Raw genomic sequence first — 26,216 nt, forward strand, 5'->3', positions numbered from 1 at the left:
TGTGTAAAAACACTTCTCATTATGATAAAACATTTTGTGACATTACAGCGAAAATCGTTCTGGAGAGCCGCTTCGTTATCCTCGAGTTTATGGATGAAAGTATTTATGGGATTTTGGGCGTTTTATTTAATGTTTATGATGGTAGCAGGAAGTATTGGAGGCTTTTTCTATATAAAAGAAGAGATGGGGTTGGATCCTTTTGAGCTTGTAAATCAGTTTTTGATCTATTGGGTCGTTATTGATTTGGTTTTTAGATATGCACTTCAGAAAATGCCAGTAGTAAACATTAAACCTTTATTGCTATTGCCTTTTTCTAAAAAGAAAATTGCTTCTTTTGCCTTAGGAAAAACCGGTTTTTCTTTTTTTAACTACATTCATGCCTTCTTTTTTATTCCGTTTTCCGTATTGTTGATATCACATGGGTATAATCCATTAGGAGTTCTTTTGTGGAATATCGGATTAATAGCGGTGATCTATCATAATAATTTTCTCAATATTCTTCTCAATAACAAAGACTGGCTGGTTGTTCTTGTTGGAGGAGTTATGGCAACTCTCGGAGGGTTGCAATATTATGGGTATTTTGATATTACGCAGTATTCATCCCCGTTTTTTAAAGGAATGTATACTCATATTCTTTGGGTGTTAATCCCTGTAATTTTAATGCTGATTAGTATATATTTCTCATTTATAATGTACAGAAAAAACCTGTATCTCGATGCAGGACTATCCGAAAAATCAGAGCAGGCAAAAACAGAAAATCTGGATTGGTTAGATAGGTTTGGTAAAACCGCCGTTTTTTTGAAAAATGATATAAAACTGATTAAGAGAAATAAGCGGGCACGTTCTACGGTTATTGTCAGTATATTATTTCTGTTTTATGGATTGCTGTTTTTTACAGACTCGGTTGATGCTTATGAAGGTCCTGTATGGAAGATATTTGCAGGAATCTTTGTCTCGGGTGGATTTCTGTTAAGCTTTGGTCAATTTGTCCCTAGTTGGGATAGTTCATATTATCCACTAATGATGAGTCAAAATATAAGATATAAAGAATACTTATCATCTAAATGGTGGCTAATGGTTTGTGCTACACTTATTGCTACAGTATTATCTGTTCCGTATATCTATTTTGGGTGGGAGGCATATGTAGCTATTTTAGTTGGAGCAATCTACAATATGGGGGTGAATTCTCATGTTGTTTTGTGGGCAGGAGCCTATGTAAAAACCCCGATAGATCTGACGAGCAATAAAAATCCGTTTGGAGATAAACAAGCATTTAATATGAAGACAATGTTATTAGCATTACCTAAAATGGCATTGCCAATGATTTTTTATGCTATAGGACATTATGCACATAGCCCATCTGCAGGGTATGGATTGGTGGCTGTTACAGGAATAATAGGGTTTGCTTTTAGAAATAAAGTGTTTGATATTATAGAGAAAATATACCGAACAGAAAAGTACAAAACTTTATGGGCGTATAAACAAAAAAAATAAAGGAATGATAACAATACAAAATCTTACAAAAAAGTATGTAGACTCTGTAGTTCTCTCTATTGAAGAACTTACTATAGAAAAAGGGAGTAGTTTTGGGTTAGTTGGTAATAATGGAGCTGGAAAAACAACCCTGTTTAGTACCTTATTAGATTTGATAAAACCGACTAGTGGGTTTATTACTAATAATGAAGTTCGGGTAGATGAAAGCGAAGAATGGAAGTCGTTTACAGCAGCATTTATAGACGAAAGCTTTTTGATAGGATACCTGACCGCCGAAGAGTATTTCTATTTTATAGGAGAATTAAGGGGAAGATATAAAGCTGATGTGGATACTTTATTGGCTACATATGAAGATTTCTTTCATGGAGAGATTTTGGGTAAAAAGAAATACTTGAGAGATCTGTCTAAAGGAAATCAAAAGAAAGTAGGAATTGTAGCTACATTGATAGGAAACCCAGAGGTGATTATACTAGATGAACCATTTGCTAATTTAGATCCAACTACTCAGATTCGTTTAAAAAAAATAATCAAGGAATTGGCAGATAATCCCGAGGTAACCGTATTGGTTTCCAGTCATGACCTGATGCATGTAACTGAAGTTTGTGAGCGAATTGTGGTGTTAGATAAAGGGACAGTTGTAAGAGATATTAAAACCTCTGAGGAGACATTGCAGGAATTAGAAGCACACTTTAATAAATAGTATGAGATCTTTGCCTATTTCCAAGTGTATTTAATAAGTAAGGCTCGAGGAAAAAAATCTGAGACCAACTTGCTGTTAGTGAAGATCTTTTTTTTGAGGCAAACATAGCTATAGGGATGTCATTTTGGGATTTTTTCACAAGAGTAAGAAACTACTTTCCATGTACAAAATAAGTAGTGATAAGTTAAATCGTAAATCACTTTGGAATGAATGATCAATATAAGAAAATGCTTTATGAGACGGGTAGCTAATTTTTTCTGTTGTACTTATTAATAGAAGTGTGATTTCTATCTCGTTGTATTATAAATGAATAGAGATGTGAATTGCGTAAAAAAGAAAGATAAACAGAGAAAAACTACTTGATATTCTGTTTTTTATAGAAAGTAATGTATTTTTACCAAATTCGGATTGTTTTTATGAACTCTTGATACACTAAAAACTAAGATTTTAAGTTATCAAGCGTATAAAAGATTTAGGTTTGAGTAGAAATTCACTGCAAATTATCATCGTTATATGTGTCACTCTTCTTATGAGTGTGAGTTGTTCGCGTAAAAAAGACAAATTTGTCAATAGAACATGGCATAATATCACCACAAAAAACAATACCCTATACAATGGAAGGCTTGCTTTTGACAAAGGAAGAGGGGATATTGTCGAAGGCTATAAAGATGATTTTTGGGAGCTTTTGCCAATAGAACGTATGATTGTAAGTGAAGACGTTCGACTTCCCGGAGAAGTGTTAAATCAAAATTTTGACAAGGCAGAAGAAAAAGCGATAAAGGCGATTCAGAAACACAGTATGCTGATCGGAGGGAAGGAACGAAATCCCAAAATAGACGAATCTTTTCTTTTGTTAGGGAAATCAAGATATTTCGAACAACGATTCATTCCGGCATTGGAAGCGTTTAATTATATTTTGTATAAATATCCTACCAGTAATACAATTAACCATGCCAAGGTCTGGAGAGCAAAGACCAATATGCGTTTGGATAATAATGAAAAAGCAATAGCAGATCTTACCAAAATGATTGCCGAAGAATACATGAAGCCTCAGGACTATGCTGATGCCTCAGCTATGTTGGCACAGGCATTTGTCAACCTGAAAATGAAAGATTCTGCTATCACTTATATCAATAAGGCGGCTATTCATACCCAGGATAATGAAGAAAAAGGACGGTATCTGTATATAAAAGGACAATTATTAGACGAATTAGGTTATAAAGACAGCGCTAATTATGCGTATGATCAGGTAATTGACTTGAATCGTCGAACTCCTAGACGATATATGATCAATGCTTATATGGCCAAGGCGAGAAATTTTGATTATGAAAAGGGAGACAAACTAGCTTTCCTCGAACTGCTTACAGATATGGAAGAAAACAGGGAGAATCGCCCGTTTTTAGATCGTATTTATAATCAAAAAGCAGTGTATTTTAGAACATTGGACTCGATTGACCTGGCTATAGCGTATTACAATAAATCTTTGAGAACAAAACAGGAAGATCGAAAACTGCAATCATTTAATTACAAAGCATTAGGAGATATAAGTTTTGATCATAAAGAATACGCGCATGCAGGAGCGTACTATGATAGTACTTTAGAGCGAATGGTTGAGAACTCGAAAAAATACAGAGTTCTGAAAAAAAAGAGAGAAAATCTGGATGATGTCATCCTTTACGAAGGAATCGCCAAAAAAAATGATAGTATTCTATCAGTGGTAAAAATGTCACCGGAAGAAAGACTTGCATTTTACTCAGAATACACAGAAAAAATAAAGGCAGCAGCAAAAGCAGCAGAAGAAGCTGCTGAGATTGAGAGAATAAAAGCAGAGTTGCCGGCAGAGAGACGTTTTGTGCAGCCAGGAGCTCCTGGTGGTACAGCTCCTTCAGGACCTAATACAGGAGGAGTGTTTTATTTTTATAACCCGACAGTGGTAGCTTATGGAAAAACAGCCTTTAAAAAAGCATTTGGTAATCGAGAGTTAAAAGACAATTGGAGAGTGTCTAGTATATCAGAACCATCAAAGCTGTCTTCAGGAGAAGAAGAGGAAGAAGAGGAACCATATTCAATTGATACAGACCCGGTGTTTGACCCTCAGACATACATTGCTACTGTTCCGGAAGATCCTGCAATTATTGATAGTTTGCATACAGAACGTAATTTTGCCTATTATCAACTAGGGGTGATTTATAAAGAAAAGTTCAGAGAATATGAGTTGGCAGTAGATAAATTTAGAGGTGTATTGGATAATAATCCAGAAGAACGATTGATTGTGCCCTCTAAGTATAACCTTTATAAAATATATACTGCAAAAGAAGAGACATTGCGGGCGAATGAAGTAAAGCAAGACATTATTAATAATCATGGAGCTTCCCGGTATGCAAAAATTCTGCAAAACCCGGAAGAGGCATTGGAAGGAGATAAGAATAGTCCTGAGGCAATATACAATCGTTTGTATAAATTGTTTAAAGATCAAAAGTATGCTGAGGTAATTAAAGAAAGTGATGAAATGATTACTAAATTTGGCGGAGAAGATTTTGTTGCTAAGTTTGAGTTGTTAAAAGCACAGGCTGTTGGACGTTATCATGGATTTGAACCGTACAAAGAAGCATTAAATTACGTATCTTTAAACTATCCGCAGAGTCCGGAAGGAAAAAAAGCACAATTGCTATATCAGACATCGATTCCTCAAATTGCTAGTAAAGAGTTTGTAGAAGGAGTAGAAGAAGATAAAAATCATAAGCTTATCTTTCCGTTTTCTATTTATGGAATGCACCAGGCAGAAGAGCTAAAACAAGTATTAGACGATATTATAAAAGAGCTGAGATATGATAAAATGAAGGTGACTATTGATGTATATACAAAAGATAAGCAATTTGTAGTAGTGCATACAAAGAGAAATGAAATGGGCGCCTTGGGATTAGCAGAACTATTAGGTATAGGAAAAGTAGAAGATACCAGGGGGGTAGATCAAACAAATTCGAAGAGAAAAAAGAAATATCATAAAAAAGTAGAAGCTCCGTTTTTTGTAGTTGCTTCCCCTAATTATAGAGTGATTCAAATACATAAAAATGTAGATGCTTATCTGCAATTAAAAGAAAATAATAATTAAACAACCCCCTAATAGTATGTTTTCAGACAATAAAAAAGGAAAAGACAGCGGAGCATCAGATTTTTCAAGAAATCAGAATAAAATTTCTGAAGGAACTAAAATCGTTGGAGATATCATCTCTGAAGGAGGCTTCAGAGTAGAAGGAACTATAGAAGGAACTTTTAAAACAACCGGAAAGGTCGTAGTAGGTAAATCAGGGTTTATTCAGGGGACATTAGAGTGCTCTGATGCAGATTTTGAAGGGAAATTTTCAGGAAACCTGTTAGTTTCCGGGACATTGTCTCTAAAACCTACTGCTGTTATAGATGGAGAAGTAACTACCGGGAAACTAGCGGTAGAGCCAGGGGCTACATTTAATGCTTCTTGTTCTATGAAAGGAGGAGTAAAATCCCTAAGTAAATCAGATGGACAAAAACAACAAGGGAAATCAGCTTAAAAGCTTTGCCAGATATACCACTATTGGTATCCAAATGTTAGCAATTATTATAGGAGGGTACTACCTCGGAGGGTATCTGGATGAGAGAGCTGCTAATCAGGAACCTGTTTATCAGAAATGGGTAGGGTTAGCTGCAGTATTTTTAGCGATTGGATCTGTGTTGTGGCAAGTGATTAAAGAATCAAACAGAAAATAATTTTTAATTTCAAGGCAGGTCTTGGGTATTATACCCTTTGGCAGTGCCAATAAAGAGAACCTTGATTATACATAACCAGTATAATCAAGGTTTTGTTTTTATAGAAATTAAGATCCCCTCCTTCAAGGAAGTACAATCGTATAAAAAAGGAATATTTCTTTCGATAAGTTTTTGCGGTACAAAGAATATTAATAAGTAAGTTTGCGATTTGAAAAAACATTGAAAATAGTATGTTGCAATAAAATGTATAGTAAAATCATTTGGGCTGATTTAAGAATGATTAAAAAAGGTTTTATCAACATGAAAACAAGTTTGAGAAATAAGCATATGGATCTAAAAAAAGATATAAAACAATTATTGATATATATGATATATATAATAGTTAGTAGCCTTACTTTTTACGCAGTTCATGTTTTTTTGCTAACAAGTTTCCTTGATTTGGGAACAAATTCGCTCATACGAGAACAACATGTGTTTTTGTCGCTTTTGGTATTGTTTGTTTATGGTATGGTAGCTGTGGTTTACAAAGTATCTCCAATACATGCAGCCTATGTTTTGATGGGACTTTTACTGGCTAAAATGATTTTAGCAGGTATGTTTGTGTATAAGTTAGGCTGGTTAGATGATTCAGAGACAATGCATAAGAGAGCAGTGTTTTTGGTTTTTTATCTGATGTATTCATTTGTATTAGTTTTGATGTCATCAAAAATTATTAAGAATATCGGATCGAAAGAATAAATACAATGACGAAAATCAAAAAAAGATAAAAAAAGCGAAATTCTATATGTTTATTGAAAATTAATAATGTACTTTTGCACCCAAATTCAGAGCGTACAAAAAAGACTAGAATTTAGGAAATGAAAGTATTTCAAAAGACCATCAAGTATTCAGTAGTGCTTCTGCTTGCTTTTTCAAGTATCACTACTTTTGCAAAATCTGGTGACACGGATCACAAAACAGAAGGAAATCAAATAGATACCAAAGAAGAGATCGATGCGTATATCAAGCATCACCTTCAGGATTCCCACGATTTTATTTTTTATACCGACGGGCAAACAGGGACGCATTACGGGTTTCCACTGCCAGTAATTTTATGGGATGGTGGATTGAAAGTATTTATGTCTTCTAAGTTTCATCATGGAGAAACAGTAGCAGAGGTAGATGGGAATTATTATAAGTTATACCACGGAAAAATTTATAAAACAGATGCAGCCGGAACTATCAACTATGATGAAGCACATCACCCAACAAATGCAAAACCTTTAGACTTTTCAATAACTAAGAGTGTTGTGGGGATGTTATTAGCTGGACTATTAATGTTCTTAGGGTTTTCTGCTTTGGCTAGAGGGTATAAAAAAGGACCAATCCCAACAGGGTTTGCCAGAGTATTAGAACCATTAGTAATCTATGTAAGAGATGAAATTGCAAAACCTAATATTGGTGAGAAAAAATATAGAAAATTCATGGGATTCTTATTAACTGTGTTTTTCTTTATTTGGATCTTGAACCTTTTAGGCTTGACACCACTAGGATTTAATGTAACAGGAAATATTGCCGTTACAGTCTGTTTAGCATTATTTACATTTTTTATTGTGCAGTTTAGTGGAAATAAAGATTACTGGAAACACATTTTCTGGATGCCGGGAGTACCAGTACCTATGAAAATAATCCTAATGCCAATAGAGATATTAGGAATGTTGACGAAACCATTCTCATTATTAATTCGTCTTTTCGCTAATATTACAGCAGGACATTTTGTAGTGATGAGTTTGATTGCATTGATGATTACTATGAAAACTGTATTTGGTCCTGTAGCCTCTACAGGAATGTCACTAGTATTGGCATTATTTATTTCTGTAATAGAAATATTAGTAGCCTTTTTGCAGGCATTTATCTTTACAATGTTGTCATCATTGTTTATCGGGATGGCGGTTGAAGAGCACGATCATCATTAAAAAAATAAAAGTAGAATAAGAATTTGTTTAATTATATAAATCAATTAGTATGTACAATTTAATTGGAGCAGGATTAATCGTAATCGGAGGAGGAATCGGATTAGGTCAGATCGGTGGAAAAGCAATGGAAGGTATTGCTCGTCAGCCAGAAGCTGCAGGTAAAATCCAAACTGCGATGATTATCATCGGAGCACTTCTAGAAGGATTAGCATTCGGTGCATTAATCTTAGGAAAAGCTTAATTAGAACAAAAGATATTTCCTGCAACGGTTGGTTGCAGGAAATGTTTTAAACAGGTAGAACGAGACAAAAAATTAAACAAAAAAATATAAAACAACATGGATCAGTTATTAAATGATTTTTCTCCCGGGTTATTCTTTATGCAGGCGATTATCTTATTAATCTTAATTGTTTTAATGAGAAAATTTGCTTGGAAACCGATCTTAGATTCATTAAACAGCAGAGAAGAGGGAATTAAGGATGCATTGGATTCTGCTGAGAATGCTAGAAAAGAACTACAAAATTTACAAGCAGATAACGAAAGAATTCTTAATGAAGCTCGTGCTGAAAGAGATACAATGTTGAAAGAAGCTAGAGAGCTTAAAGAGTCTATGATAGCAGATGCAAAAGCAGAAGCACAAGAAGAAGCTGATAAAATTGTAGCTCAGGCACAAGCTACTATTGCTAGTGAAAAGAAAGTTGCAATCGCAGACCTTAAAAGTCAGGTAGCAGAATTTTCTGTTCAGATTGCAGAAAAAGTAGTGAGAAAACAATTAAACGATAAGGGTCAGCAATTAGAATTGGTTGAGTCTATGTTAGAAGATGTTACTTTAAACTAATCAGTAAAGATGGGTAGAGCAGCAATACGTTATGCAAAGGCAGTTTTGAGTATAGCTCAAGATCAAAAAGCGACACAAGATGTGCAAAATGATATGAAGACTATTTCTGAGACAGTAGAAAATAGTCCTGAGTTAAGAATGCTTTTGAATAGTCCTTTGGTTAAAAATGAAGTAAAACGCGCTTCATTAAAAGAAGTTTTTAAAGGATCAGGAGCGTTAACGCATAAACTTTTTGATGTGTTACTGGCTAATAAAAGAGTAGATCAGTTAGATCAGGTAGCCAGACAGTACAGCTTATTGTTTGACCAGTTAAACAATACACAAGTTGCGACTGTTACCACAGCAATACCATTGGATGATGCATTGCGAACTAAAGTGTTAGCCAAAGTAAAAGAATTAACAGGTAATGAAGCTACAATAGAGAACCTTATCGATGAGAGTATTATCGGAGGGTTTATTCTGAGAGTAGGAGATTTACAATATAATGCTAGTATTGCCCATAAACTTACTAGTTTAAAAAGAGAATTGAGTAATTAACAAAATACGTTTTTAAAAAGAAAACGTTTAATTTTAATAATAGAGAATAAGTAGTTTTACTTATTCGACTTTAAATACTATAAAATGGCAGAAGTGAATCCTGCTGAAGTATCAGCAATATTAAAACAACAATTATCTGGATTTGAAGCATCCGCTTCATTGGAAGAGGTAGGTACAGTATTACAAGTAGGAGATGGTATCGCTCGTGTATACGGATTGTCTAACGCTCAGTACGGAGAATTAGTACAGTTCGAATCAGGTTTAGAGGGTATTGTATTGAACTTGGAAGAAGATAATGTTGGGGTAGTACTTTTAGGTTCTTCTACAGAGGTTAAAGAAGGTGCAGTAGTAAAACGTACACAGCGTATTGCATCGATTAAAGTAGGAGAAGGAATTGTAGGTCGTGTTGTAGACACACTTGGAAATCCTATAGATGGTAAAGGCCCAATCGAAGGTGAAACTTTCGAAATGCCATTAGAGCGTAAAGCTCCTGGGGTAGTATTCCGTCAGCCAGTAAATGAGCCGCTACAAACAGGAATTAAGTCGATTGATGCGATGGTACCTGTAGGAAGAGGTCAGCGTGAGCTTGTAATTGGTGACCGTCAAACAGGAAAAACAACTGTTTGTATCGATACGATCCTAAACCAAAAAGAATTTTATGATGCTGGAGAACCAGTATACTGTATCTATGTTGCTATCGGACAGAAAGCTTCTACAGTAGCAAATATCGCTAAAGTATTAGAAGAAAAAGGAGCATTAGCATATACTACAATTGTAGCAGCTAACGCATCTGACCCAGCGCCAATGCAAGTATATGCTCCATTTGCAGGAGCTGCAATCGGAGAATATTTCCGTGATACAGGTAGACCAGCATTAATTATATATGATGATCTATCTAAACAGGCAGTAGCATACCGTGAGGTATCGTTATTATTACGTCGTCCACCAGGTCGTGAGGCATATCCAGGAGACGTTTTCTACCTTCACTCAAGATTACTAGAGCGTGCTGCAAAAGTAATTGCTGATGATAGCATTGCTAAAGACATGAACGACCTTCCTGAGTCTTTAAAAGATAAAGTAAAAGGAGGAGGATCACTAACAGCACTTCCTATTATTGAAACACAAGCAGGAGATGTATCTGCTTATATTCCTACAAACGTAATTTCTATTACAGATGGACAGATCTTCTTAACATCTGACTTGTTCAACTCAGGAGTACGTCCGGCAATTAATGTGGGAATCTCTGTATCTCGTGTAGGAGGATCTGCACAGATCAAATCAATGAAGAAAGTAGCAGGAACATTAAAACTAGATCAGGCACAATTCCGTGAATTAGAAGCATTCGCGAAATTTGGATCTGACTTAGATGCAGCTACATTGAATGTAATCGAAAAAGGAAAGAGAAACGTGGAGATCTTAAAACAAGGTCAAAACGATCCATATACAGTAGAAGATCAAATTGCAATTGTATATGCTGGTTCTAAAAACTTGTTAAGTGAAGTTCCGGTAAATAAAGTAAAGGAATTTGAAAAAGATTACTTGGAGTATCTAAATGCAAAGCATAGAGATAGTTTAGATACATTGAAGGCTGGGAAATTAACAGACGAAGTAATCGATGTGTTAGTATCAGCTTCAAAAGAGATTTCGGCAAAATATAAATAATTTTTAATTTATAGTACCTTAGAACCCGTTCTAAGGTACTATAAAAGACTTTAGTTTATGGCAAACTTAAAAGAATTACGTAATAGAATTACCTCTGTATCATCAACTATGCAGATTACTAGTGCCATGAAAATGGTATCTGCAGCAAAATTGAATAAGGCACAGCAAGCTATTACCGCTATGCGACCTTATGCAGATAAACTTACAGAGCTATTACAAAGTCTTAGTGCTAGCTTAGAAGGAGATAGCGCAAGTGTTTATTCTGAACAAAGAGAAGTAAACAAAGTATTGGTAGTAGCAATAGCTTCTAACCGTGGTCTTGCAGGTGCTTTTAACTCTAGTATTTTAAAAGCAGTAAAAGATCTGTATCAAAATCAATATGAAGGAAAGCAAGTAGATTTTGTTACTATTGGAAAAAAAGTAGACGATATTGTTTCTAAAACACATACTGTTATTGCTAATAAAAGTAATGTGTATGATGACCTTACCTTTGCTAATGTAGCAGAAATAGCATCAGAGTTGATGGAATTGTTTACTAATAAATCTTATGATAAGATTGTTATTGTATATAACAAGTTCAAAAATGCAGCTTCTCAGATAGTAACTACAGAACAGTTCTTACCAATTGTTCCGGTACAAAACGAAGAATCAAATGTAAGCTTAGATTATATTTTTGAACCTTCTAAAGAGGAAATTGTAAATGAGCTGATTCCAAAATCATTAAAGACACAGTTGTATAAAGCACTACGTGATTCTTTTGCTTCTGAGCATGGAGCACGTATGACAGCAATGCATAAAGCAACCGATAATGCAACAGAGCTAAGAGACTCGCTGAAACTTTCTTATAACAAAGCAAGACAAGCAGCCATTACCAATGAAATTTTAGAAATTGTTGGTGGTGCAGAAGCATTAAATGGTTAAAAGATAAATACTAGTTAACTAGTTATTTCAAAGTTCCGTGATTCATTTCACGGGACTTTTTTATTTTTTAAAAACAGGTAAAACTACGCTTTCATATTTTTTTATCAGCCACTAATTTTGAACGATAATTCATACAAAACGAAGAGGTGTTGTATGCGGCTATTAATCAAAGAAAGATAAAAATGGGTAGTGGACCAAAATATAAACCAATAGCTCCGGATGCTGTTTCCGTGTGGAGCGGTTTTAAAACGAAAGAAAAAACATACGACGAATTTGTAGATTTTCTAGGGTCAATAATTGTACCTGTATGCTCTTTCCTTAGACCTAAAATAGGATTGAATGCATACATTCCTTCTTTACCGAATCCTGAAAATAAACCCAAGGCAATACCGGATCAGACAGCATTACTTTTTTGGGAATCTAAGAATATTTCTAAAGAAAAATCCAATACAGTAGTAGAACGGTTGTTCACATTACTATTCGATCAAACGTACAGTAAAAAAAACAGCAGCATGCGAGCTGTAAAACAGTATAAAGGAATAGTAAAAGCTAATCAGCCCTATTATTTGGTAGATGAGGAATCCGATTGGATGCACGGAACAGTATATCATAAAGTAGGATATAAACATGAAGGGCAAAGCGAAGAAGCATTTTTAGCCTCTATAAAGACATGGGCAGATGCGTACACTTCCGAGAGATCAGATGGAGCGATTCTAATGGTTGCAGACAATTATGTTGTTTTTTGGGAGCATTTTCCCAGAAGAGGAATGAAAGCAAGTAGTAGTTTTAATGAATTAGGAGACTATGTAACCCTGTTTTTGGACAAAACAGCTAAAAGTATTGTCCCTCCAAAAGAAGGAGTATGGGGAGAGTGGAAAGGAATAGATTTAATCAGAGATAATTGCGTAAACATTCATCTGGAAAGAGTGTAATTTATAATAAACCTGTAATTGATAAACACGAATAATCAATGGAAGTATTTTTATATATATTAAGGCTTTTTATTCCACATTCTGAGAAATGGCAAAGAGAAAACCCATTTTAAGTGTGTCTTTTACCGTTTAGGATAGCTTCGAAACAGTTCAGTGATATCGGGTAAAAGCTTATACGCTATTTTTTAACAATAAATCTTTTTGAATAAGGCTAAAGGAAGTAGCAGAGATACCCAAAAAAGAAGCAATGTGGTATTGAGGGATACGTTGAAAAACCCAAGCTTGTCTTTTTTTTAGAGCAAGGAATCGTTTTTCGGCACATAGGGTATCTCTTTTTATCAGTACATCCAGAAGATAGGTGATCATTTGCTCTGCAAGAATTCTGAAATACCGTTCAAAACGTTGATGGTATTTAAAAAGACGTAGCTTGTTATCTAATGTTAGACTCAATACGGTCATATCTTCTATTGCTTGGATATAGGTAGCAGAAGGTTTGTTGTTAAAAAAACTATCCACATCTGTTTCCCAACAGTTTTCTCTGCTAAAACAAATGTTTTTTTCTTTCCCATCAAAATTATGAAAAGCACGACAACAGCCTTTAATAATAAAAAATGTTTCATTAGCGATCTGTCCCTCTCTTAAGAGATACGATTTGTTCGGATATTTTTTTAATTTGAAATGACTAGATACTTCCTTCCATTCAGAATCAGATAACGTTACCAGATGCCCGAAAATACCTTTTACTATATGTTCCATTGGTAAAAGAATTAAGAGTTTGTTAGTTTATAGAGTGTCGCATTATGTATCTATTTACTATTAAAAATTGTAAAAAAAATGGATTTAAGTTTTTTTTAAGTGTATGTTTAACACAGAATGAGATAATATTAACATATTGCTGATACAGTTTTCATGTTGTCAAACTAGTTTTGAACCGTAATAATGGAAACGATGACTATATTTGTTTTCTCATAAATAATCAGGGGATTTGATGAAGAGTACTGGTCTGTTGTAAAAAAGGTATTAAATTTGATTACTTGGTGCAAAGAAGAAGGTGTGGTATTGACCAGTGTAAAAATAAAATACCATAATTGTTACTAATTAAAAAGAAACAGATGAAATCTTATTTATATAATTTAGGGGTTATAGTTATTACAATACTATTTGGGCAATGTGGCAGTACTCCTAAAATAGAAAAAACACCTCCGGTTAAAATTGCGAAGTCGTATTTCCAGAAATGGTATTCCGGAGTAGCCCAGGGAGGGAGTGGATTTACAGTTTATATACCTGTAGAAGAAGAAACAAAAATAGTGCTTCAAACAGCCTATTTTAAAGAGCGAAAAATAGCACTTCAAAAAGAAGGAACCATCTATGTAGGGCGGTATACATATCCAGAAACAAGAAAAGATTTGATAATGAGTGACGATCCGAAGAAAGAATTTGGGAATCAACTCCCTGTCATTGAAGAAAAAAGTCCTTTTACCCTAAAATATAATGAGTGTATAGTAAGTTATAAAGATGGAAATAAAGAAGGATTTTTTAAAATTAATAATCTGGAAGAAAAAGATTTTATAGCATACCCATCCGCAAAACAATAAAACAAATAAGGGTAAAATCTGTATAATTCATATTCATTGGCAATACTAAAAAAACTTTTTAAACAGACCTTTATTTATGGTGTAGCAACGGTATTACCAAGAATGCTGTCTTTTATATTGGTTCCGTTATACACAGGGCTCCTTCCAACAGAGGCTTACGGGGAAATATCTGTTATATTTACCTATTTTGTTTTATTCAATGTTTTATTGGCATATGGAATGGAAACAGCCTTTTTTAGGTTTTATACAAAAGAGACCGATAAGAAAAAGGTAGTAAGTACATCCGCAGTTTCATTAGTGATTTCGTCAGTTTGCTTTTTTGTGTTGGCATTGATTTTTGAAAAGCAAATCGCAACCCTGGTAGATATAAAACAAGAGTATATTCATTTAGTTATATGGATCCTTTTATTGGATGCTTTGGTTATTATTCCTTTTGCTTGGCTCAGAGCTAATGAACGACCGATAAAATATGCGGCAATTAAAATTTGCAATGTATTAGTAAACATTGGGCTTAATGTTTTCTTCCTCTTGTTTTTGCATGATCTTGTATTTCATGTGCCCTTATTAGATAGTATTTGTAAAGATGATTATGAGATAAACTATATTTTTATTTCTAATTTGATTGCCAGTGGTCTGACCCTTGTATTATTAATACCGTTCTATTGGAAAATTAAAGGGAGACCAGATAAAATACTTTGGAATAAAATGATGCGGTATGCCTTACCGGTTTTGATTTCGGGAGTTGCTTTTTCTATTAATGAGAGTTTTGATAGAGTGCTTTTAAAAGAATTATTGCCAAAAGAAAGTTCCGATCATGTTATTGGGATTTATGCAGCTTGTTATAAATTGGCCGTTTTTATGACCTTATTCGCTACTGCTTTTAGAATGGGAGTAGAGCCGTTCTTTTTTAGTCATGCAAAAGAAAAAAATGCACCTGATACCTATGCCAGAATCACCAAATATTTTGTGATACTGGGTTCGGTGATTTTTTTAGGAGTGATAGTATTTTTGCCAATTATAAAGCGATATTTAATACCAAATAAAGCATATTGGGAAGCGATTGGGATTGTACCTTTGATATTGCTAGCTAATTTCTGTTTAGGGATATATCATAATTTATCTGTTTGGTATAAGATTACTGATAAAACCAAGTTCGGAGGTTATATCTCCGTAGCTGGTGCTATTATAACTTTATTGTTGAATGTGATATTGATTCCTTTTTATAGTTATATGGGGTCGGCAATAGCGACCTTATGTGCTTATGGAATCATGATGCTGGTTTCATACCACCTAGGAAAAAAACACTACCCCATTCCTTATGAAACAAAAAGAATAGCAATGTATTTAATTATGACAATAGGGATTACAGTGGTTTCTTTTTATTTGTTCGACTGTAATTATATCGTTTCAATCCCTTTATTCCTGTCGTTTTTAGTAGTTTTGTATGTTTTTGAGAAAAAGGAAATCAAAGAAATTTTAAGCAAAAAATGAAAAGTATACGATTGATTAGATAAAGAAGTCAGAGACCGTTTTTGGGATCAGAAGTTGTATTAAATCAATCAGAAAATATATATAACAAACACATGAACATTAATATTATTAACAGATCTTCACACGATCTTCCACATTATGAGACCATAGCTTCTGCAGGGATGGACTTACGGGCTTTTCTTACAGAAGCCGTAACATTAAAACCTTTAGAACGCACAATTGTCAAGACTGGGCTTTTTATAGAGTTACCGGTAGGATATGAAGCGCAGGTAAGACCAAGAAGTGGTTTAGCAGCTAAAAAAGGAATCACAGTATTAAATGCACCAGGAACTATAGATGCAGATTACAGAGGAGAAATTGGAGTTATTCTGGTAAATTTATCAAATGAAGATTTCACGATAGAAAATGGAGAACGAATTGCGCAAATGGTTATTGCTAAGCATGAGCGGGCTACGTGGACAGAGGTCAAAGAACTTTCAGAAACATCCAGAGGAGAAGGAGGGTTTGGAAGTACAGGAACGAAATAAGTATTCACAATAAATAATAAACTCCCCACTTGAATACCGGGAACAGTATTCAAGGTATAAAAACAACTTTTTATAATGTATAACACACCCTTTATAAAAGAGGGAAAAACACAAATCGTATGAAAATTATTGTACCTATGGCGGGAAGAGGTTCTAGATTAAGACCTCATACACTTACTGTACCAAAACCACTTATCCCTGTAGCAGGGAAGCCAATTGTGCATAGATTGGTTTCTGATATAGCAAAAGTTTTGGGAGAACCGATAGAAGAAGTTGCCTTTATTTTGGGTGATCCGGCTTTTTTTGGAGAAGATGTCGTAAAAAGCCTGACGGAATTAGCAGAAAGTTTGGGGGCTAAAGCGTCAATTTACAGACAAGATAAACCCCTGGGAACCGGACATGCAATTATGTGTGCCGAAGATTCACTATCAGGACCAGCAGTAGTTGCCTATGCAGATACATTAATTCGGGCAGATTTTAACCTGGACAAGGAGGCAGATTCAGTGATTTGGGTAAAACAAGTTGAACATCCGGAAGCATACGGAGTTGTCAAACTCAATGAGCGTAATGAAATAACAGAACTTGTAGAAAAACCAAAAGAGTTTGTTTCTGATATGGCTGTAATTGGAATCTATTATTTTAAAGATATAGGTGTTCTGAAAAAAGAACTACAACATGTTCTGGATCACAATATTGTGCACGGAGGAGAATATCAGATTAATGATGGTATAAAAAGAATGATGGCAGATGGAAAAGTCTTCGTGACAGGAAAAGTAGATGAATGGATGGATTGTGGTAATAAAAACGTAACGGTAGAAACCAATACCAGAATGCTCGGGTTTCTTGAAAAAGATGGAGAACAATTAATGAGCAATACCATTACAAAAGAAAATGCAACGATTATACCTCCGTGTTATGTAGGAGAAAATGTAGTACTCAGAAATGCTACAATAGGACCTGATGTATCTATAGGAGATGGATGTGTTATAGAAAACACCACCATTAAAAATAGTTTGATTCAGACCCAAACTACAATAAAAAACGCTAACTTAGACAATGCTATGATAGGGAATAAAGTTGTATACAACGGTGAATTCACTACCATAAGTATAGGAGATTATTCGGTATTAGAATAATACGGTATAACGGGATCTTGGTTAAACAACTTTATGAAAAAGATTTGTAAACAATTCGGCTTTTTGGTTTTCTGTTCACTGACAGTATTGACTGGGGTAGAGGCACAAGAGATTGAACCAAAACAAGAAATAAACATTGATGATCTAGGAGATGTTTCTGATGATTTTCAGGAATATTTTTTTGAAGCATTAAGGCAAAAAGCTATTACAAATTATGATAAAGCTATAGAGGCACTGGAAAAATGCCTGAAAATTAATCCCAGTGCCTCTTATATTCACTTCGAATTAGGAAAAAACTATCTAAAACTAAAGCAGTACCAGAATGCTCAGGAAGGCTTTGAAAAAGTCCTGCAAGCAAAACCTAATGATAAATATGTTTTAGAGCTGTTGTTTGAAGTGTATTTTTCTCAACGAAAATACAAAGAATCCGTAGCTGTTTTAGAAAAACTAGTTGTACATAATCCTTTGTTCAAAGAGCAATTGGCAAATATGTATTTTCTAGAAAAAAGATACGATGATGCATTGTCAGCATTAGATGAACTGGATGATGAATTTGGTGCTGATTCGTATAGAAATAAGCTGCGAGACAGAATTCATGCGAGAATTAATAATAAAAGCGGGCAAATCGCACGGTTGGAAAACAAAATAAAGGAGCAGCCTAATAGTGAGCGTAATTATATTAATCTCATTTATCTTTATAGCAAAAATAACCAGAAAGAAAAAGCCTACGAAACAGCCAAAGAACTATTAAAAAAGAAACCGGATTCAGAACTCGTTCACCTGGCATTGTATAAGTTTTATCTCGAGGATAATAAAGTAGACGAATCAGTCAATTCGATGAAGGTAGTGTTGGCAAGTAAAGAGATGGATGTGGATTCCAAACAGAAAGTATTAAATGATTTTCTGGATTTTGTGAGCAAAAACCCTTCTTACGAATCAGAATTAATAGAAACCTCTTTAGCTTTTTCTGAAGAAGAAAAGAGTCAGAAAATTTTCAAAGAAATAGGAAATTATTTTTTTGGTCAGGATAAAAAAGAACTCGCCCTTAATTTTTATGAAAAAGGAATGACTGATAATTTTGAAGATTTTGATCTTTTAAAAAGAATGTTATTGCTTCAGTTGGATTTAGGGAGGTATGAGAAAGCAAAAGAAGGAAGTGCGATCGCTATAGAAATGTTTCCTTCTCAGCCTATTTTGTATTTAGTCAATGGTGTTTCATTACTTCATCTGGAAGAAGCTAAAACAGCAGTAGAAATATTAAGTCAGGGAATGGATTATATCATTGATGATGTAAAGATGGAATCTGATTTTTATTTGCAAATGGGAATTGCTTATGGTAAGTTGGGGGAATCTGCCAAGGCAAATAAGTATAAAAAGAAATCTGAAGAGATTCAGAATAAATCATAATTTTTTTATGAAGAGGATATTGTACGTACTTTGTACGATCGTTTTTTTATTACAATCTTGTAAAGGGACAAAAGCAATTAGTGATACCGGAAAAGTAAAAAAAATAAGCGCAGAAAAAGTGATTGCCAATCATTATAATCACTCATTTAATTTTAAAACACTGAATGCGAGATTAAAAGTAAGGTATTCTGATGGAGAGCGCTCATTTAGTCCTAATGTCACCCTGAGAATGGAGAAAGACAAAACAATATGGCTAAGTGCTAAGCTATTAGGGATTACTGTTGCCAAAGCATTAATTACTCCGGAGTCGTTTAGTTATTATGAGAAAGGAAATCACACTTATTTCGAAGGAGATTTTAAGATGCTTAGTAAGTGGCTGGGAGCAGATCTTAATTTTGACAAAGTACAACAAATGCTGTTGGGACAGGCACTTTTTAATTTGAGAGAAGAAAAGTACAAATCCGCTGTTGTCGATAAGAAATACCAGCTAATTCCTAAGAAACAATTAGAACTATTTGAGCGATTGCTGTTCGTCAATCCGGATAATTATAAAATGTTTTCACAACAATTATCACAGGGGTCAAAAAATCTGGCAATAAATTATGTGGACTATCAAAGGTTGGCGAATCAAAGTTTTCCAAAAGAAATCTACATTGTAGCTACCAATAATGAGGATAATACCACCTTAAAATTAGAATATAAGACTGTAGATTATAATGCAAAGGTGAGTTTTCCGTTTACTATTCCAGCAGGCTATACCCAAGTAACCGTACAATGAAATTATCCAGAATACTATATTTAAGTTGCTTTTTTTTGATTTGTGCTTCTTCTTTTTCGCAAAGTGCTAAACAGCGAGAGCTAGAAAAGAAAAGAGAAAAGTTAAGACAGGAAATAGCACAAATGAAGAAACTTCGAGAAACGAATAAAAAGAAAGAACGTTCGTTATTAGACGAGGTAGAAACATTAAAATCTCAGATAAGTACACGTCAGAACCTTATTAAGGTAACAAATCAGCAAACAAATTTACTGTCCCGGGAAATAGATGCGAATCTAAAAAAAATGGGAAAACAAAGAGAAGAGATAGAGTTACTCAAAAAAGAGTATGCTAAAATGGTGGTCAAATCGTATAAGAGTAAGTCCAAACAGAGCCGAATTATGTTCTTACTGTCATCCAATGATTTTTCGCAGGCATACAAACGACTTCAATATATGAAGCAGTATAATGAGTATCGAAAAGAGAAAGTAGAGCAGATCGAAAATCAGACCATAGCACTTCAGGAGTTAAATAAAGACCTTGTTAGACAGAAAGAAGATAAGGAAGTCTTGATAGGAGAAAATAAAGAAGCCGAAAAGAACCTGGAAAAAGAAAGGGAAGAACAAGAGGTTTTAATGGCGTCTATTCGAAAAGAGGCTGGAGTTTATACCAAAAAAATAAAACAAAAGGAAAAGCAGGCCAGTGCGATTGATAGAGCCATTGAGAAGTTGATAAGAGACGCTATTGCTAAGGCAAATAAAAAAGTTGGGAAAAAAGTTACTAAAAAAGGATCAGCAACCACTTTTGCACTAACTGCAGAAGCTAAAAAACTGGCAGATAATTTTACTGCCAATAAAGGAAAGCTACCCTGGCCAGTGGGTACGGGACGAATTACTAAGAAATTTGGAAGACAACCACATCCTACTTTACCCAATATTCAGATTAATAGTAGTGGTGTGGAAATAGAAACGCAGCCTGGAGAAAAAGCCAGAGCTGTTTTTGATGGAGAAGTCATTGCAATACAAAAACTCAAAGGAGCCAGCAGACTAGTGCAGATCCGCCATGGTAACTATATTACTACCTATTACAATCTGGAAAACATAACCATCAAGGAAGGAGATGCTGTAAAAACCAAACAACAAATTGGTCAGGTGAGAACCAATCCTGCAACAGGAAGAGCTATTATGAAGTTTTTGATTTATCAAAATGCCAAACGTCTGAACCCGCAAACATGGGTGTATAAGATGTGATTCAAAATGAATAGAAGGATATTATTTCTTGTGTATACCTGTTTATATTAAAATTTAGATAGCCTCCTCTTATCTCTTTTTTATGTGATGAAAAATTGCATAGTTCATTCTGAAATGAACTATAAAAACATTCGACTGGCTACTTTTGTTTTATCAATATATAAAAGCATAAAACATCAGGTGGTTAGTATGAAAAAAAATATTTTCGACAGGAAGATACGACAGTGTAAATTGGGCGTAAATCAAAGAAGAGACTCATATCGATACTACAGCTTCCTTATTATATCATTTACCTTTTTTCTTTAATAAAACCTGAGCAACCATTATTGCCGCATTGTTTATTTCCTGTTTTTTTAGAAGGATGATGTCTTTCTGAAGAATAATATGGATGTATGAGTATATAAACAGTGTTTTTTAGCAAAGATGATTAAGACAAATATTAGTATAAATCAGAATATACAAGTTCGATGAAAGCAAAAGATAGTATTATATGTAACTTTGAAGAAATACGGAGAAGGAGTATCAAGCTTTGGAGTGCAATTCCAGCAATGTATTATACGTGGAAACCTGATGAAGAAGCGTTTAGTGTATTAGAAATGATCCGCCATGTACTGGAAGGAGAGCATCTGTATCATATGATTATTACTCGAAAAGAGCAATTGAATGGATATCAATCTCCCTGGTTAAAGGTAGAATATGTTGATCTGAAAAAAGAATTAGCGATTGCAGCCCCGTTTCGGAAACGTTTTATAGAAATGATTCAAGGAGTTTCTGATGAGGATATGACCAATATTATTATTGAAAGGAAAGAATGTAATCAACGATATGAATTAGGGAACTACCTGAATAGAATAGCATATCATGAAGCGGTCCATACCGGTCAGATGCTGGATTATTTAAGAACTATTGGAGTTCCCCGATCAAATATTTGGGACTAAACGTATCGATAATTTATGATAGTATGGAAGAATATGAAGAGCAATTTAGTAAAATAGCATCTTTATTGGGAGATAAAGTAAGAGCTGTTATGCTTTGGAATATGTTGGATGGGAGAGCGTTTACTGCTTCAGAATTAGCGATATGTGCCAGTGTCTCTTCTCAGTCAGCCAGTAATCATTTGAATAAACTTGTCACAGCAAAATTGCTGGTTGTAGAAAAACAAGGAAGACACCGATACTATAGATATGCCAGCGAAGAAGTGGCACGAGTGGTGGAAACGATGGGAAGCTTAATTACCATATCAGAAAAAGACAGGTCAATTCCTGTTACAACTCCTAAAGATCTGACATTTGCCAGAACATGTTATGATCATTTGGCCGGCAAACTTGGAGTACAGGTAACCAAGGCACTGGTGGATAATCATATTTTAGTTCTTGAAGAAAAAGTACATATAAAACACGAAGAACGTAGTCATATCAAGGGTTTTGGGATGTTTTAAGGGATGTTATTTAAACATATATTAAACAAGGAAGGTATTTTATAGCTTGTATAATCAGCAAACAGATTGCCTGTACAATAGTATTAAATTTTCGGGTAATTTCCCATATAAACAAAATTAAAACTTTAACATTTTTAACATATTTCCATTCCTTCTTACATCACTTTTTACTGAAATTAAAGAAATTATGTTTGCATAATTAAATCTTAATTTGAGATACTTTTTTTATCTTGCCAAATGTCATTTTGGAACGAAACATACCTAAGGTAATCTATTATTTTTTTTCCCACCCCTAGTAATCATTTTTTACCTAGCTTTTGTTTTTATCTGACGTTTTTTCCCCACCTAATAGACTAAAATGTCTTAAAACAGTCAAAATGTATTGTTCATTAAGGGCTTTTAGTGTACTTAAAAATGTAGTTAACAAAATTTTAACTCATCGATTAAAGTTCATTAGGGTTCATTAAGGTTTAAAACCTTCTAAAATGCAGTCTTTTGACTTTTAAGGTATTGACTATTTCATTTTTTAATTAAACATTTACAAAGCATCATTTTAGCAAAAACAATGGTGTGATTATTAATTTTTTAAAACCTCTAAAATGAAGGGAAAATTTATCGTATTTGATACCAAAACCTTTTACAAATTAGTCGATGAAGTTGTAGCTCGTATACAGACAAAAGCGCCCCATCCGGAAATCGAAACTGGGCCTAAAAGTGATTGGATAAGTGCATCTGAGGCAAAAGAGCTTTTAGGGATTAAAAGCAACGGGAAACTGCTTTATTTACGCAAAGAACGGCATATATCAGTAAGTAAACATGGTCGTACTGTTTTGTATTCGAAAAAAAGCATTTTAGCATTTTTGGATAAAAGCCAAGTTTAACTTTTTCTTTCAATTATCGAAGCAATGAAAACATATCAATTCAAATCATGTTCAAAAAAGACCTTGGCACAGGCTTATAATGTTAGTTATAAGACTTTTAACAGGTGGCTTGTTCCTCATAAAGATAAAATAGGGGTTTGCTGTTCCAGATGCTACACTCCTAAACAGGTTGAGCAGATTGTTTCCATATTTGGCATACCAGAAAAAAGTAACTTAATCTGTGTCTAAGAGTTCCCAAGATATTGCAATAGATTTTGAAAGAGCTATTGTACAGATGCAAAATGACTTACGTTATTTGGTGAAAAAAGGAAAAGTAAGCAAGGGTTTTATCGCAAAACAAAATCGCATTTTAAAAAGTCTTATTACCTACTACCATCAAACACAAGAGCAAATAAAATCCTCCCGCTCTTTACTTGTAGAAAGACAGCTGATTCACAGTAAGCATACCAAAGAATTAACGGATCGTATTATTAGGTTTGAGGCGATCTGTATAATCCATGGTATTATTGATTTTCCACGTTTTTTAGCCATTCCCACCCTTACCCTTATTCATCAGGCAAAAGAGTTACATAAAGAAGGAGGTTTTAAAACTAGTGAAATGCTTATTTGTTTTATAGATGGGTTACCTCCGGAAAAGAAAGCACAACTTGAAGGTATTTTATATGAAAGAATTGATTCTAAACTAAAACAAGTACTAAAGAAGATTAAAAACAATAAACCATTATGAGTATTAAGCATATTGAAATTGGAGGCGATAATCAGGAGCCAACCAATTCAAATTCCTTAAAAACGGGAAGGGGAAAAAAGCATAAAAAAAAATCAAAAGCCGTCCATATTCTAAAAATTCAAAAATACCTAAAACAAGCCTATGATATTCGGTTTAATTATTTAGCTCTGTCTCTTGAATTTAAAAAACCAGAGGAGTCCTGTTTTAAGCTCTTAGACGATCGTGCTTTAAATACGATTTGGGTAAACATACAATTACTGGGGTTAAAATGTTCAGAACGTACATTACAAATGCTTTTACGGTCAGAGTATACCCCATCTTATCATCCTTTAGCGGAGTATTTTAATAAACTTAAGGCTCATGATGGGATTGATTATATAGGACAACTTGCCGAGACAGTAGAAATTACAGATTTACAAATAGGAGAAATCAATATAAAAGAGTTATGGCATGTCTACCTTCAAAAATGGTTAGTGGCCAGTGTAGCGAATTGCTTAAGAAAAGGGGTAAATCAAACCTGTCTTATTCTAGTTGGAAACCAGGGAAGCGGAAAAACTACTTGGTTAAATAAGCTCTGTCCTGAATCGATGCAAGAATTTCTTGTCTGCGGGCATATAAACCCTTCTCTGACTGATAACAATACCGTTAATCTATTGGCTGAAAAATGGTTGATTAATATTGATGATCAATTGGAAAATATTTTCCAGAAGGATTTTAACAGTATGAAGGCAATTATAACCACCCCTTTTGTGACCAATAGAAAAGCCTTTGCACGTATGACTAAAACGCGTCCACGTGTTAGTTCCTTTATGGGATCGGTAAATAGTAGAAAAATTCTTACCGATACCCATAACCGCAGGTATCTGGTTTTTGCTACAGAAACAATTAATTTTCAGCACACCATCCCTATGGATAAAGTATGGGGTCAGGCATTAGATTTATTTAAAAAAGGATTCTCTTATTGGTTTTCAGATTCAGAAATGAGACAGCTTCATAAAATCAATGAACATTTCCAAGTAGCTACAATTGAGCAGGAATGGTTATCAAAGGTTTATGAACCCTGTAAGCCTAGTGATGCAGGAGCTATGTTTTTAATGTCCTCGGAGATCCTTTCGACGCTCTGCGCTTATTCCGGATTAAAATTAAATCAAAAGAAGTTATCACAGGCTTTTGAAAAATTAGGCTACCCGAAACCGATTGCAAAAAGAATCAATAGCAAAGGAGTACGCAGGGTCTATTATGTTCGAAAAATAACCGACATTCAAGAAAAAAAGTTCCAACAAGAAATAAAACAAACTTCCCGATAAAAAGACTAAAAAAAACATTCTTTACAGTACTATTTCTTCCTCCCTATTTATGGTTATATTTTCTTTTTAAACCGATAGTTTTTCTATCGGTTTTTTATTTTTAAAGGGAGATTACATCTCTTTTTTTACTATTATTTTGTAGGAATTTATATAAACCCTGACCTCACTTAGATGAGTTTAGTGGTTTATATTCTATTATTTTTTAATTCTTACAGCCAACAAAGCAGCCAAAAAATAAACAACAACAGTTTAAAATCTATCTATTTGTAAAAAAAAACGGGGTGCTGTTTTTGTTTTTTATTAGTCATTAAGATGTTGATTATAAGATTCCTTTCGCTTTCTTTTTTACCTTGTTCGCCTGTTGGTTTTATAACTATTTAATTAAAGAGTGTTGCCATGTTGTCTAGTTGTTGTTATATTTTATAATCTTTTTCTTTTTTATTTTTATTTTATTTTTTTGTAGGAATTATTTACCGCTTATTTTCTTTTTTCCATAACTCAAAAAATACCCGCTTAAAAAACGATTAACTCAGATAATAACTATCGATAAAAGTTTCATTTTTAAAAAAAAGTTATTTTTTAAAAACAACAAAGCAACAAACAACAAACTTTTCCTTTTTTACAGTTATACCTATTATTATATATAAATATATAGTAATATTATATAATATATAATTATATATATATTATTTTATTATATAATAATATTAAATAAGGAGTAAGTGTTGTTTTTATGTTGTTTTGCGTTGTTTTTAATTTGGATGTTGCCAGACTATTTTATGGTTTTTGGTTTGGTTTTTCCTCTCAGATATTGACCCCATCGACCAAAATAAAACAAAATACAGACTGCTTATAGACTCTGGTAAGACTACAAATCACTGAATATGTGTAAAATACTCCTTGTTTTTTATCTGCCTTAT

General features: G+C 33.9%; 26 protein-coding genes. 25 read left to right on the top strand and 1 reads right to left on the bottom strand.

What is annotated here, in order from left to right; genetic code table 11:
* Positions 1-21: 21 nt before the first annotated feature.
* From ACFSTE_RS05715 to ACFSTE_RS05775, 13 genes are all read left to right on the top strand, one after another.
* A complete protein-coding gene (locus ACFSTE_RS05715; protein WP_176028226.1) occupies positions 22-1,494 on the top strand; it encodes a DUF5687 family protein in 1,473 nt (490 codons plus the stop codon).
* 4 nt (positions 1,495-1,498) lie between these two features.
* The gene (locus tag ACFSTE_RS05720; protein ID WP_378257715.1) at positions 1,499-2,194 is read left to right on the top strand and encodes an ABC transporter ATP-binding protein; all 696 of its coding nucleotides are present in this window, start codon (positions 1,499-1,501) and stop codon (positions 2,192-2,194) included.
* A 478-nt stretch (positions 2,195-2,672) separates the two neighbouring features.
* Positions 2,673-5,306: a type IX secretion system periplasmic lipoprotein PorW/SprE gene (gene porW, locus ACFSTE_RS05725; protein ID WP_378257713.1), complete on the top strand. Its 2,634-nt coding sequence runs from the start codon at positions 2,673-2,675 to the stop codon at positions 5,304-5,306.
* Between the two features lie 16 nt (positions 5,307-5,322).
* The gene (locus ACFSTE_RS05730; protein WP_176028228.1) at positions 5,323-5,742 is read left to right on the top strand and encodes a bactofilin family protein; all 420 of its coding nucleotides are present in this window, start codon (positions 5,323-5,325) and stop codon (positions 5,740-5,742) included.
* The gene (locus tag ACFSTE_RS05735; protein WP_176028229.1) at positions 5,711-5,938 is read left to right on the top strand and encodes an AtpZ/AtpI family protein; all 228 of its coding nucleotides are present in this window, start codon (positions 5,711-5,713) and stop codon (positions 5,936-5,938) included. The genes ACFSTE_RS05730 and ACFSTE_RS05735 overlap by 32 nt, the downstream gene beginning before the upstream one ends.
* Positions 5,939-6,181: 243 nt before the next feature.
* Positions 6,182-6,676 (top strand): hypothetical protein, encoded by a 495-nt coding sequence (locus ACFSTE_RS05740; protein WP_378298033.1) that lies wholly within the window; start codon positions 6,182-6,184, stop codon positions 6,674-6,676.
* 119 nt (positions 6,677-6,795) lie between these two features.
* Positions 6,796-7,893 (top strand): F0F1 ATP synthase subunit A, encoded by a 1,098-nt coding sequence (gene atpB, locus ACFSTE_RS05745; protein ID WP_176028231.1) that lies wholly within the window; start codon positions 6,796-6,798, stop codon positions 7,891-7,893.
* A gap of 49 nt (positions 7,894-7,942) precedes the next feature.
* On the top strand, positions 7,943-8,134 hold the full coding sequence (gene atpE, locus ACFSTE_RS05750; RefSeq protein WP_013620961.1) for an ATP synthase F0 subunit C: 192 nt from the start codon (positions 7,943-7,945) through the stop codon (positions 8,132-8,134).
* A 96-nt stretch (positions 8,135-8,230) separates the two neighbouring features.
* Positions 8,231-8,731, top strand: a complete 501-nt coding sequence (locus tag ACFSTE_RS05755; RefSeq protein WP_176028233.1) for a F0F1 ATP synthase subunit B — start codon at positions 8,231-8,233, stop codon at positions 8,729-8,731.
* 9 nt (positions 8,732-8,740) lie between these two features.
* A complete protein-coding gene (gene atpH, locus ACFSTE_RS05760; RefSeq protein WP_176028234.1) occupies positions 8,741-9,268 on the top strand; it encodes an ATP synthase F1 subunit delta in 528 nt (175 codons plus the stop codon).
* A gap of 84 nt (positions 9,269-9,352) precedes the next feature.
* On the top strand, positions 9,353-10,930 hold the full coding sequence (gene atpA, locus ACFSTE_RS05765) for a F0F1 ATP synthase subunit alpha (protein WP_176028235.1): 1,578 nt from the start codon (positions 9,353-9,355) through the stop codon (positions 10,928-10,930).
* Between the two features lie 57 nt (positions 10,931-10,987).
* Positions 10,988-11,851: an ATP synthase F1 subunit gamma gene (gene atpG, locus ACFSTE_RS05770; RefSeq protein WP_176028236.1), complete on the top strand. Its 864-nt coding sequence runs from the start codon at positions 10,988-10,990 to the stop codon at positions 11,849-11,851.
* 182 nt (positions 11,852-12,033) lie between these two features.
* Complete coding sequence (locus tag ACFSTE_RS05775) at positions 12,034-12,783, top strand: hypothetical protein (protein WP_378257706.1); 750 nt, start codon at positions 12,034-12,036, stop codon at positions 12,781-12,783.
* Positions 12,784-12,954: 171 nt separating this feature from the next.
* Here the strand turns inward: ACFSTE_RS05775 and ACFSTE_RS05780 are convergent, their stop codons facing one another.
* A complete protein-coding gene (locus ACFSTE_RS05780) occupies positions 12,955-13,539 on the bottom strand; it encodes a Crp/Fnr family transcriptional regulator (RefSeq protein ID WP_176028238.1) in 585 nt (194 codons plus the stop codon).
* A gap of 356 nt (positions 13,540-13,895) precedes the next feature.
* On the opposite strand from ACFSTE_RS05780, the gene ACFSTE_RS05785 reads away from it, so the two are divergent.
* From ACFSTE_RS05785 to ACFSTE_RS05840, 12 genes are all read left to right on the top strand, one after another.
* Entirely contained in the window at positions 13,896-14,378 is a 483-nt protein-coding gene (locus ACFSTE_RS05785) for a hypothetical protein (RefSeq protein ID WP_378257704.1), read from the top strand.
* Positions 14,379-14,414: 36 nt separating this feature from the next.
* On the top strand, positions 14,415-15,869 hold the full coding sequence (locus tag ACFSTE_RS05790) for an oligosaccharide flippase family protein (RefSeq protein WP_378257702.1): 1,455 nt from the start codon (positions 14,415-14,417) through the stop codon (positions 15,867-15,869).
* A gap of 92 nt (positions 15,870-15,961) precedes the next feature.
* Positions 15,962-16,396, top strand: a complete 435-nt coding sequence (gene dut, locus ACFSTE_RS05795; RefSeq protein WP_176028241.1) for a dUTP diphosphatase — start codon at positions 15,962-15,964, stop codon at positions 16,394-16,396.
* Positions 16,397-16,515: 119 nt separating this feature from the next.
* On the top strand, positions 16,516-17,532 hold the full coding sequence (locus ACFSTE_RS05800) for a sugar phosphate nucleotidyltransferase (protein ID WP_378257700.1): 1,017 nt from the start codon (positions 16,516-16,518) through the stop codon (positions 17,530-17,532).
* A 33-nt stretch (positions 17,533-17,565) separates the two neighbouring features.
* Positions 17,566-18,939 (top strand): tetratricopeptide repeat protein, encoded by a 1,374-nt coding sequence (locus ACFSTE_RS05805; protein WP_176028243.1) that lies wholly within the window; start codon positions 17,566-17,568, stop codon positions 18,937-18,939.
* Between the two features lie 7 nt (positions 18,940-18,946).
* Complete coding sequence (locus ACFSTE_RS05810) at positions 18,947-19,717, top strand: DUF4292 domain-containing protein (protein ID WP_176028244.1); 771 nt, start codon at positions 18,947-18,949, stop codon at positions 19,715-19,717.
* A complete protein-coding gene (locus tag ACFSTE_RS05815; protein WP_378257697.1) occupies positions 19,714-20,943 on the top strand; it encodes a murein hydrolase activator EnvC family protein in 1,230 nt (409 codons plus the stop codon). The genes ACFSTE_RS05810 and ACFSTE_RS05815 overlap by 4 nt, the downstream gene beginning before the upstream one ends.
* Before the next feature lie 467 nt (positions 20,944-21,410).
* Positions 21,411-21,881: a DinB family protein gene (locus tag ACFSTE_RS05820; protein WP_378257695.1), complete on the top strand. Its 471-nt coding sequence runs from the start codon at positions 21,411-21,413 to the stop codon at positions 21,879-21,881.
* A gap of 23 nt (positions 21,882-21,904) precedes the next feature.
* Entirely contained in the window at positions 21,905-22,381 is a 477-nt protein-coding gene (locus ACFSTE_RS05825) for an ArsR/SmtB family transcription factor (RefSeq protein WP_378257693.1), read from the top strand.
* Positions 22,382-22,980: 599 nt separating this feature from the next.
* A complete protein-coding gene (locus ACFSTE_RS05830) occupies positions 22,981-23,262 on the top strand; it encodes a helix-turn-helix domain-containing protein (protein WP_378257691.1) in 282 nt (93 codons plus the stop codon).
* 220 nt (positions 23,263-23,482) lie between these two features.
* Entirely contained in the window at positions 23,483-23,989 is a 507-nt protein-coding gene (locus tag ACFSTE_RS05835) for a hypothetical protein (RefSeq protein ID WP_378257688.1), read from the top strand.
* Positions 23,986-25,296, top strand: coding sequence for a VapE domain-containing protein (locus ACFSTE_RS05840; RefSeq protein ID WP_378257686.1), 1,311 nt, complete (start codon positions 23,986-23,988; stop codon positions 25,294-25,296). The genes ACFSTE_RS05835 and ACFSTE_RS05840 overlap by 4 nt, the downstream gene beginning before the upstream one ends.
* Positions 25,297-26,216: the final 920 nt, after the last annotated feature.

Origin of the sequence: Aquimarina hainanensis (genome assembly GCF_042684685.1) — a bacterium.
Classification (GTDB): Bacteria; Bacteroidota; Bacteroidia; order Flavobacteriales; family Flavobacteriaceae; genus Aquimarina; species Aquimarina hainanensis.